At 69.4% G+C, this 10,466-nt stretch carries 8 protein-coding genes and 3 pseudogenes; 4 read left to right on the forward strand and 7 right to left on the reverse strand.

Going from position 1 to position 10,466, the window contains the following annotated elements:
* A pseudogene (locus tag ACWD3D_RS26660) lies at positions 1–209 on the reverse strand (hypothetical protein); the annotation flags it as partial.
* A gap of 157 nt (positions 210–366) precedes the next feature.
* Here ACWD3D_RS26660 and ACWD3D_RS26665 point away from each other — a divergent pair.
* Positions 367–1,332, forward strand: coding sequence for a pirin family protein (locus ACWD3D_RS26665; RefSeq protein ID WP_451463331.1), 966 nt, complete (start codon positions 367–369; stop codon positions 1,330–1,332).
* 1,251 nt (positions 1,333–2,583) lie between these two features.
* Positions 2,584–3,282 carry a nucleotidyltransferase domain-containing protein gene (locus ACWD3D_RS26670; protein ID WP_451463332.1) on the forward strand — a complete coding sequence of 233 codons (699 nt, stop codon included), beginning with the start codon at positions 2,584–2,586 and terminating at the stop codon, positions 3,280–3,282.
* Between the two features lie 412 nt (positions 3,283–3,694).
* Here the strand turns inward: ACWD3D_RS26670 and ACWD3D_RS26675 are convergent, their stop codons facing one another.
* The gene (locus ACWD3D_RS26675) at positions 3,695–4,564 is read right to left on the reverse strand and encodes a Rieske 2Fe-2S domain-containing protein (protein ID WP_451463333.1); all 870 of its coding nucleotides are present in this window, start codon (positions 4,562–4,564) and stop codon (positions 3,695–3,697) included.
* Between the two features lie 609 nt (positions 4,565–5,173).
* Here ACWD3D_RS26675 and ACWD3D_RS26680 point away from each other — a divergent pair.
* Complete coding sequence (locus tag ACWD3D_RS26680) at positions 5,174–5,674, forward strand: metallophosphoesterase family protein (RefSeq protein WP_451463334.1); 501 nt, start codon at positions 5,174–5,176, stop codon at positions 5,672–5,674.
* A gap of 27 nt (positions 5,675–5,701) precedes the next feature.
* Here ACWD3D_RS26680 and ACWD3D_RS26685 read toward each other — a convergent pair whose 3' ends face one another.
* From ACWD3D_RS26685 to ACWD3D_RS26700, 4 genes and pseudogenes are all read right to left on the reverse strand, one after another.
* Complete coding sequence (locus tag ACWD3D_RS26685) at positions 5,702–6,871, reverse strand: PP2C family protein-serine/threonine phosphatase (protein ID WP_451463335.1); 1,170 nt, start codon at positions 6,869–6,871, stop codon at positions 5,702–5,704.
* Positions 6,872–7,196: 325 nt separating this feature from the next.
* Positions 7,197–7,853: a transposase family protein gene (locus ACWD3D_RS26690; RefSeq protein ID WP_451463336.1), complete on the reverse strand. Its 657-nt coding sequence runs from the start codon at positions 7,851–7,853 to the stop codon at positions 7,197–7,199.
* A gap of 131 nt (positions 7,854–7,984) precedes the next feature.
* Positions 7,985–8,840, reverse strand: a pseudogene (locus ACWD3D_RS26695) (LLM class flavin-dependent oxidoreductase).
* Positions 8,841–8,891: 51 nt separating this feature from the next.
* On the reverse strand, positions 8,892–9,350 hold the full coding sequence (locus tag ACWD3D_RS26700) for a hypothetical protein (protein WP_451463337.1): 459 nt from the start codon (positions 9,348–9,350) through the stop codon (positions 8,892–8,894).
* 183 nt (positions 9,351–9,533) lie between these two features.
* On the opposite strand from ACWD3D_RS26700, the pseudogene ACWD3D_RS26705 reads away from it, so the two are divergent.
* A pseudogene (locus tag ACWD3D_RS26705) lies at positions 9,534–9,698 on the forward strand (pirin family protein); the annotation flags it as partial.
* Positions 9,699–9,799: 101 nt separating this feature from the next.
* On the opposite strand, the gene ACWD3D_RS26710 reads toward ACWD3D_RS26705, so the two are convergent.
* A complete protein-coding gene (locus tag ACWD3D_RS26710) occupies positions 9,800–10,348 on the reverse strand; it encodes a universal stress protein (RefSeq protein ID WP_451463338.1) in 549 nt (182 codons plus the stop codon).
* Positions 10,349–10,466 lie beyond the last annotated feature (118 nt).

Consider the following 10,466-nt stretch of genomic DNA (forward strand, 5'->3'; position numbering starts at 1 on the left):
CGGCACCGCCGGTGCTCCCGCGAACACCTTCCCCAACCCGCCCGAGACCACCTTGGCCACCACCCCGGTCTCCCGTGACGTGCCGTATCTGTACGCACGAGCCCGCCGAGAATACGCGCCGCGGTGAGGTATTCCTTCGCGTCGAAGAACAACTGCGCGCGGTTCCAGCGGTCGGCGGCCGTGCCGAACTCGTAGTAGTTCTCAGTCATGCTGTTCCTCCTCTGCTGCCGGCCGGGCGGCTGTTCGAACCTCCCGCCGGGTGCTGGGGACAACATACCGTGATGGTTGAATATTCCACTAAATAGGTGAGGTGGCGGTCGCGCTTCCGGCCCCACCGCCCGGCCGGAGCGCAATAGGTTGACCACCATGAGCAACCTCGATCGCCAGGCCACGCTGTCCGTCTGCGGAGGACGGGGCTTCGTCGTCGCCGAACCGGTACGTGAACTCCTCACCCCGCGCCACGTACGACTGGGCGAGTCCACCGAAGTCCGCCGGCTGCTGCCCAACCTCGGCCGCCGCATGATCGGCGCCTGGGCGTTCGTCGACCACTACGGCCCCGACGACATCGCGGACGAGCCCGGCATGCAGGTTCCGCCCCACCCGCACATGGGACTGCAGACCGTGAGCTGGCTGCACGAGGGCGAGGTCCTGCACCGCGACGGCCTCGGCAGCCTCCAGACCGTACGCCCGAGGGAGCTGGGGCTGATGACGTCGGGCCGGGCCATCAGCCACTCGGAGGAGAGCCCGAAGGATCACGCCCGCCTCCTGCACGGCGCCCAGCTGTGGGTGGCCCTTCCGGAGGCCCACCGGCACGTCGAACCCCACTTCCAGCACCACACCGACCTGCCCATGGTGACGGCCCCCGGACTCGCCGCCACGGTGATCCTCGGCGAACTCGACGGGGTCACCTCGCCGGGGACCGCCTACACCCCGATCGTCGGCGCCGACCTCGCCCTCACCGCGGGCGCCGAGGCCCGCCTGCCGCTCGACCCGGACTTCGAGTACGCGGTCCTGTCGATGTCGGGCGAGGCCCATGTCGACGGCGTGCCCGTACTCCCCGGATCGATGCTCTACCTCGGCTGCGGCCGTACCGACCTGTCCCTGCGCGCCGACTCCGACGCCGGACTCATGCTCCTCGGGGGTGAACCGTTCGCGGAGGAGATCGTCATGTGGTGGAACTTCATCGGCCGATCCGGCGACGAGATCGTACAGGCGCGGAACGATTGGGAGAAGGGTTCGCGGTTCGGTGAAGTGCACGGCTACGACGGTGCCCGCCTGCCTGCCCCGAAACTGCCCACCACGCCGCTGAAGTCGCGCGGGCGAGTGCGCTGACCTGGGGAAACCTATTGCCGGGTTGGACGCTATCCCGCTGACGGCCGTCATGCTGAGGCACTCGGCCCGCGCTCTGTTCTGTGCTCGGGCTCGGAGTCTGCTGAGATCGAGAGGAAGCGTGTCGAGCCTCGTGTTCGGTCATGTGCGTCAGGGTTCAATCGGATCGATGCTGACCTTTTGCTGACTTTCCTGACTACTGGTCAGGTGATGGTGGGCGCCGTCTGCTGTCTGGAGGCGGGATGCCGAGCCCAGGTGGAGTCGCCCGGTGAACTCCGGCGCACCCGCAGACTCGGTCCGGCACAAATCGGCGCGATACTCGGACTTCCCGCTTGCACCGCAGACACTTGGTCGGGCCAGATGGGGAAGCAGCGAGCGGCTCGGGAGAAGTACTACACGGCGATCCGGCGCGACATGGAGCTGCCGCCCGGGCACTCGGGGCAGTGGCAGCTCCCGCCGACTCAACCTGCCTGAGTCACGACAGAGCGATCTCGAACTGAGGGCCGTCGCAAATGCCGGAGAGCAAGTTCGGCTGCTGCGCCGTTCGAATCCTTTGGCGCGCTTGCTGTCTTCCGAAGTGGTGAACATCTGGTGTCCATGCTCAGGTTCTGGCACAAGTTCTGTGACGCGGGCGCAGGTTTTGCGATGCCCACGTTCCTTAACAGATGCCGTCGTCAGGTCGTTCGTCTTCGGGCGTGCGTCGAAGCCGCGACACGCCGAAAACGGCTCCAAGGGCCCCGCCCGCGAGAGCCGCCACCCCTGCCCACATGTCGCTGCCCGAGAATCCCGCAATGAGCAAGCCGGCCAACAGGGCGCCGATCAGCAGTTACATGACCGTGAAGAAGCCCGCAGCAAGGTATGGGCTCCTCAGCGGTGGCAGGCTACCGCTCACCTTCCCGCTCCCACGTTGATGTTCCCAGCGCACAGGCCGGTAACGGTGCGGCTGTTACAGGTATCCATCCGTGTGACGTCCGCGCTTCGACGGCACCGTTGCATGAGCTCCTCACGTCCCAGTCAGTCTGTCCTCCTCCCGAATGTCCCGGAACAGCCGCGGCAGCCCCGCCCCGACGAGAGTGACTGCGTCACAGAAGTTGAGCCAGAGCCCGTCGGACGGCAGCAGTTGTGCGTGAGTTCGGGAGTCGGTTAGCGGTCGCCTTGGAAGGAGATGTTCACGAGTTCTGACAGCGCCGCTGTGCCGCCGCGGCGTGAGGAAAAACGCTGTGCCTTGGGTAGGGGTATCCGTAGGGTTCCTGCATGGACGACCCCATACTCACCGCCCGTGAACTGGTGCGGGACCGGTTTCGCGCCGCCCGAGCAGCCTTCCTCGCTGGCAGCGTGCTCACCGACCGCCGGACGCCCACCTCCGATCTGGACATCGTGGTCCTCTTGGACGGGCCGCCCGCACCCAGCCGGGAGAACCTGGTCTACCGCGGCTGGCCGGTGGAGCTGTTCGTGCAGACTCAGGCGGTCTGGCACCGCTTCGCCGACCAAGAGACCGCGAAGCGGAGTTCGCCGTTGCTCGCCATGTGTTCCGACGGCATGCTCCTGGTGGACAGGGACGGGCTGGGCGCTTCGCTCCAAGCCGAGGCGCGAAAGCGTTGGGCTGACGGCCCGCCCCCACTCTCGGACCGCGAGCGGGACTACCAGCGGTACATCCTGACCGACCTGCTCGACGACCTGCGTGGCTGCGCAGACCCGGCCGAGCAGGTGCACTTGGTCGCGCACATGCTGCAGCGAGCGTCGGAGCTGGTCCTGCTGGTTGGCGGGCACTGGCTCGGCGGAGGCACATGGTTGTCGCGGCGACTGGCGGCGGCCGACCCCGGGCTGCACCGCGCGTTGACTGAGGCCGCCGCGCAGGCGGTCGCCGGGGACACAAGCGCCTTCGCCGCGGCCGTGACGGAGGTGCTGGACCGAGCCGGCGGCCCGCTGGGGGACGGGTACGCCATCCGATGAGTCGGTGGGGCGCGGTACGCCGCCATAGGGGACACGACCCTGAGGTGGCTGCAGTTGGCTACGGCGGCAGCTTCCTCGCCCCCGGCCAGATCGAGTCCACGTGACCAGGGTCTTTCACCAGAAGCATCCCAATGCTGCCCCGGCAAGTACCCCAGTGCTGTCGAAACTCGTGAACATCACCCACCGCGGAAGCGGGGCGCCTCCCAAGCTCGTGAACAACTGACTTCACGACTCGTGCTCATGAACAAGGCCACCGGCCGGACCGCGGCACCCGCCCCCTCGCTGCATACTCTCTCGGCCCAGCGAGTCTCCCTCCGGTCCGGCAGCCCTCACCGCGGTGGCCGCGGAGCGGCTGTGCTGTCCTTCTTCGCCGGACGCCGTGGGGCGCACCCACCCAACGTCCGCGCCTCCTCTACCGGTCTACCTCGTGCGGGGTTCCTCCACGGGGTGCCGGATCGCGCAACCTGGCTTCCACCTGTCCGTCGACCAGCCTGGTCTCGAAGGCCGGCTGGGGAGCGGTGGCGGGGCCACCGATGTTCCAGCCGTCCGTCAGGCGGAAGACGCTGCCGTGCCACGGGCAGCGCACGCAGCCGTCACCGACGGTGCCGGCGGAGAGAGGGCCGCCCATGTGGCTGCAGGACTCGGCGAGGACGTGAACGTCGTCAGCGGCTCCGCGCACGACGACCACGGGCACGTCGTCGATGAATCGTCGGGCCGGTCGGTCGGGGGTGAAGTCCGACAGGACACCGACGGTGTGCCAGCCGGGCGCGACAAGATTGGTCACCGCTTCGGCATGGTTGGCGCCCGATGCCTGCCGGTACGCCATGTGACCGCCGATCGCACCCCCGATCCCGACCACGGAGAGCCCCGCGAAGCCGAGGACTCTGCCCCGCGCAGTACGACCGCGCAACCGGGCGACGAACGAGGTGCCGTACAGCACCACGGCGGTCACGTTCACCGCCGCGTGGGCGAGTCCGACACGTTGCTGCCGGGGTGACTGCTCGGCCCAGTCCACCCAACCGCTCATGGCGGCGGGGGCGGCGGCCGCGATCCCCACACCGATCAGCGCGTGCGCCGCACGCCGGCTACCGGGAAGGCAGTCGAGTACCGCGGCGGAAAGCCATGTGCCGAGGGGGGCGTGCGCCAACAGAGGGTGAAGGGGGTGGCCGAGCCAGCGGCCGTGCAGTACGTCCCTCCAGGGTCCGAGCGGGATCCCCCGGATTTCGGTACGGAGGAGTTCGATGGGTCTGTCGAGCGCGGTGGCTCGTTCGAGGCGGTCCATGCCGCGGAGGATGCGACCGGGCCCCCACGGGGAGGGCAACAAACGCCTCACTGCCCAGAGGAAGGTGACATCGGTGCTGCCGCGGCCGACCTTGTGCGAGGTTCTGTTCATAGGAGGCGAGGTAACCGATCGGCGGTCGGGGAAACTGTCCTGCCGCGTTGCCCCTCCAACGAAGGAGGGCTATGCGGAGGTTACGCGTCGGTAGTGCTGGTCCGAGCCCGAGCCACCCGGGTTCAGCAGGGGGACGGCCACCGCTGTCTGTGATGCCGCACCTCCGGCGACGCCCGTCCACGGCCTGCCGCGCCGCGTGTACGAACGGCGCCACGGAACCCCGACCCTGCCGGTGTCGCACGCTGAGCGTCCGAAGAGCGATCATTGCTTCGGGCGTGGGTTCTCGCGCCCGGCATCGGCTGCACCGAGCCGGCTGCCGACGCCGACAGCGAACCTGGTGCCCAGCGGCAGCCAGATCGGGTTCCCCCCGACCGCCGTGCCGGAATGGCCCCACACCCGCACATCGGACCACCCTCATGGCCGGCGCACCAAGAAGTCCAGGAGAGAAGGCGTTGGATGGGCGACGACACGACCCGAGCGGCGACTGACGCTTCTCCCGTGCGGCTTCTACTGCTCTCGGACACCCATGTGCCGTTGCGCGCCAAGCGGCTCCCCGACGAACTGCTTCGAGAGGCGGGCCGGGCGGATGCCGTGCTCCACGCCGGGGACTGGGTCGACGTGGCCACCCTGGATCTGCTGGAGGGGCGGGCGCGGCGCCTGATCGGGGTCTACGGCAACAACGACGGACCGGAACTGCGAGCCCGGTTGCCGGAGTTCGCCCGCGTCCGGCTGGGAGGCCTGAGGTTCGGCGTCGTCCATGAAACGGGGGCGGCCACCGGCCGCGAGGCGCGCTGCGCCGCGCTCCACCCCGGCCTGGACGTCCTCGTCTTCGGACACAGCCACATCCCTTGGGACACCCTGGCACCCGGCGGGCTGCGCCTGCTGAACCCGGGGTCGCCGACCGACCGCAGACGACAGCCGTACTGCACGTACATGACGTGCACGGTGGCGGACGGGGCCCTTGGCGAGGTCGTCCTGCACCGGCTGCCCCGGCGCTGACCGCCGGCTCCGTACCGGACAGCGTGCTCAGGCGGGGCCGTGCCAGTCGAGGCACAGGACGGTGGCGTCGTCCTTGGGGGGCCGGCCGCCGTATGCGGCGGCGACCGCGGTGATCAGCGTGCGTACGACCTCGCGCGGGTGATCGGCGGCAGTGGCACGGATGAGGGCGGCCAGGTCGACAGAGCCCGCTTCGCGATCCTGCATGCCGTCGGTGTGGAGGAGGAGACGGTCACCGGGTCGCAGGTCGAGATCCTGCACGCGGTAGTCGCCCTGTACGGGCACTCCGAAAGGCATGTCCACCCCCATGCGTACTTCGCTGACCTCACCGTCGCGGAGTCTCAGAGGCCAGGGGTGGCCGGCGTTGACGAACCGGGCGGCGCTCCCGTCGAGGGCGATGCGCAGCAGCTGCCCCGTGGCGAAGGTCCGCCTGCCGTGGTCGAGGAGTGCCTGGTGGACCTGGCGGGCCTGCTCGCCGAGATCCGCGCCGGAGCGACGGGCGTTTCGGGAGGCGTTGACGAGGAGGGTGGCCATGAGCGAGGCGTCGACGTCGTGGCCCATCGCGTCGGTGATGGAGAGGTGCAGGGTGTCGCGGTCGAGGCTGTAGTCGTAGGTGTCGCCGGCGATGTCGGAGGCCGGAACCAGGGCGGCGGCGAGGCTGAAGTCGGCGGCTTCGCACGAGGGGGCGGAGGGCAGGAGCTGACGCTGGATCTCCGCCGCCAGGCTGACGGTGGTGGTGCGGTTGCCCCAGTGGTAGAGATCGGTGAAACGACGGTCGGTGACGATGATGTAAGCAAGAGCGTGGGCGGCCTGTTCGACCTGCTCCAGTACGTCCTGGGAGCTGTCGGTGAGAAAGAGCTCCAGGACGCCGATGGCGTCGCCGCGGTTGGTGACCGGAGCGAGTACCCGCCGCCCTCCCTCACCCTGCGGTGCCTGTACCAGCCTCTGGGTGCGCAGCACCTGGTCGTAGACGCTGCTGCCGACGAGCGCTACATGTTCGGCGCGGTGCTCCTCCGGCGCACCGGCTGTGTCGTGCACGCGCAGCAGACGCCGTCCGACGACGTCCACGAAGAGGAACGACACATAGCGCGCACCGAACCGGGTGCGCAGATTGTGCGCCACCACATCCAGGGAGTCCACCGGCGCGGCGTGTTCCGCCGCAGCCAGCACCTCGGCAAGCCGGATGCGATCTCGTGCCATGGCGACCTCCTCACTCACTGGCCCTCCTGCCCACGGAAGAGCACCCGTGTTCCCGTCCGTGGCCCCTGCGGGAACCGCGTGCCGCGGCCAGCCCTGCCGAACCGCTCGGGCGAGGCGGTCCGGTCGCAGAGGGATGCGTGCCGTTCCCACGGAAAGGGCCGGGAATCCGGGCATGCCCACCGCGGCGGGGATGGCTGCCGTCCTGCGTAATGATCCCCGTGGTTGACCCGGGTGGCACCTTCGGGTGGGGGCTTCGTCGAACGGCGAGGTCAGCCCGACGCACCCTCTCAACGGCCGTGTCCGGATGTTTCAGGGTTGACTCAACTCAGCCCATCTTCGGCAACGTGGGTCTGATCGCGGCGACGATCGCCATCACCGGTCTCGGTGACGGTGTGGGTGGCAGTGAAGCTTCGCCAACCTCGAATGTGCTGGTCGGAGGGGCTGGTGTGGTGCTTTTTGGGATGCTCACGCTGATCGCGGGCGACAGTCTGCTCTCTTGATCATCTGACACGGTCAGCGGCTGACTTCGAGGTCGGTCAGGACGAGCAGTGCTCGCAGGAGGGCGGTGGCCGCGGGCCGGGTCGGTGCGCAGCTTGGTGAAGATGCGCCACGCCTTGAGCTTTGCGAAGCCGTGTTCGACGGGGGCGCGGGCGGCGGCCAGGACGCGGTCGGCTTGCTTCTGGCCGGGGGTGAGCTTTCTCGCCCGGGTGGCCTTGTAGCCGGTGACGATGACGATGACCAGATCGTCGGGGTCGTCAGGCTTGTCGAAGCCGAGGTCGGCCAGGGCGCCGAGGCCGGCGGCCTTGAGGTGTTCGACGATCTTGTCCCGGCGGGCGGCGGTGGCGTCGCGGGTGCGTCCCGGCCGGCAGGCGGAGATCCAGATCGGATCCGAAACGGGGAGGGGATCGCCTTCAGACGAGTCCGTAGCAGGTTGGCGAGGTGGACAACAGAGCTCGTGGACACGGGCAGGCGGCACTGACACACAAGGGAGACGGCGTCCTCGGCGCGTTCTTTGTTATTGCTCGCACGATCTCGACGACCGCCGGGGCGCCGCAGTTACGTCCCACAACCGGCCGTCCTCACCCGGGCCGGAGGGCCCGCGGCGCTGGTTGACTAATCGAGTACCGGCGGCCCAGCCTCGATGCGCCGCAGCACCGGAGCCAGGCAGTCCACATCGGGGCCGGGATCGAGTTGCCGTTCGTCCCACCAGGTGGCACCCACGTCGCGCAGCGGGCCGATCACATTCTTGGCCCTTGGCAGCGTCCGTCGGAGTGGCGCCGCCGACGACGAGGTCGAAGGGGCGCTGGGCGTCGCCTTCTCGATGACCGCGCACATAGGTGATCAGCTCCCGCACGTCCTCGGGGTCCGGCGGATATCCATGCAGGGCGTTCTTGAACAAAGGCACCGCGCCGTCCCACCGCGCGGCCCGTCGCATGGGCGGACGGTTCGGCCAGAATCCTCCGATCCACACCGGCGGCCGGGGCCGCTGCACGGTGGCGGGCTGCAGGCTCACGTTCCGCGCCTGGTAGTGCCGACCGTGATGGTCGACGGCCTCGCCCGTCCAGAACCGCCCCAACAACTCCAGCCCTTCGTCCAGCCGCTCGGCGAGCACACGTCGATCGGTGGAGTCGCCGAAGCTGCCGTATTCGTCCTCGACCGGCCCACCCAGCCCCGCGGCGAAGACGACCCTGCCTCCGCTGAGGTTGTCCAGGGTGGCCACCTGCCGCGCGAGCTGCTGAGGCCGATACCGAGCCACCGGAGTGAGCAGCGTCCCCACCCGGATCCGTGACGTCGCGAGCACGGCCGCGGTCAGCAGCATCCACGGGTCCCCGAAGGGCCGCCCCGAGTACCCCCGGTAATGGACGTGGTCCCAGACTAAGAGCCCGTCCCACCCGGACTCCTCGGCTGCCGCCGCGACGGTTGCCACGTTTCGGGGGTCGGCGAAGTCGCCGAAGTTCGGGATATTGATCGAGAACGCATCCGGGCATCGTGGGCTATCCCCATCTGCCCAGGCAACGGATTATTGAAGGCGCACGGAGTACCGGCCGTCTGGCTGTTTGCGCAGCCAGCCTCGCTCGGCGAGCCGGGTCAGCGTCCCCCGCGGCGGCTCCAGCTTGCCCCGCACCCCGGTGTCCAGGCTCAACGTCTCGCCGACGGCCCGGGTCGCCACCGGCGCCCCGGCCTGGCGGACCGCGGCCAGGATGCGCTGGTACTCCGGCGGCAGCACGGCCTCGTCCATGCCGCCCTCACGGTGCGGGATCAGCGACACCGCACGTCCCGCCCTCTGTACCGCGGCGGGTGCGGCTGCCAGCCGCTCGCCGGCGAACCGTTCGGCCACGCGTCGCCGGACCCGCTCGGCGACGGCGAGTTCGTCCCGCTCGTCCCGTACCTGATCAAGCTGCTTGACCAGCTGTTCTTCGAGTTCGTCCGGTTCCGCGCGGCGCGCGGCGATCCGTTCCGCGATCTCGGACTCCACCATGAAGCGGAGAGTAAGTGGCGCCGAGGCCGCGGCGCGGAGGAAACCGCGAAGTCGCTCCCAGACACCCCGTCAAATGATGAATGGTGGACATGTATGTCGACTCCCGGGTGTCTTGCTGACCTTTTGCTGACCCCGGATGGTCGATCAAGCCCTTGAGCTGGGATGAAACGGCAAACTCGTGCTATGTGGTGGAACTTCCTCGGCCGCTCGGCCGAGGAGATCGTCCAGGCTCGGCAGGGCTGGGCGGAAGGGCTGGGATTCGGTGAAGTGAAGGGATACGACGGCGAGCGCCTGCCTGCTCCGGTCCTCCCGGCCGCTCCGCTGAAACCGCGGGGGAGGGTGCGCTGACCTGCGACGACAAGGGCTTCCCCGTTGCCGCGGCGACGGGGTTCCGCCGCCGCGCCGGGTGTTCGAGGCCGGAGAGCGTCTCGTGGGGGCGGCAGGTCACGTCAGGACGCCGGCCCCGGGGGGAGGGGGCCGGTCAGTTCCCGGGCGTCGAGCGGTAGCCGCCAGGCGATCCTGCGCCGCACGGAGCCGAGTTCCCTCGCCAGCGGCGAGGGCGGCACGGTGAGTACGGGACACGAGGCGTGGGCGACGCAGTACCGGGCCACGGACGGCCACAGAAGGCGGTGCGGCCAGCCGCGCGGGCCCGTACCGAGGATCAGGAGGTCGTCCTCGCGGTCGGCGGTCGCGACCAGGGCCCGGCCCGGGGTACTCCGCACCAGCAGGCACCGCGTGGGGACAGCGGGACCGTCCGGGCCGAACGCGGCGTCGAGCGTCACGCGCAGCCGTTCCTCCGCCGCGTCGCGGAACATCGCCGCCTGGACCCAGGACTGCCCCTGGCGCCCGAATCCGCCGCCGGGCATCTCCCAGGCGTGCACCGCACACAACTCGGCTCCGGTACGCCGTGCTTCGGCCGCCGCCCTGCGCAGTGGCGCGGTGTCCTCCTGAGCGAGGCCCACGCCGACCACCACCCGCCGACGAAAAGTCTCCTCCATGGCCACCGCTCCCGAGTCGATCCTCTGTTCGCCTTCATCGAAGCGTCCTCGTTCCTCTCCGCCCTGTCCGTTGGCGCTTCTCTGACGGGACCACCGGCGATCGATACGGACTCCTGAC

It is taken from the genome of Streptomyces sp. NPDC002690 (genome assembly GCF_053592415.1).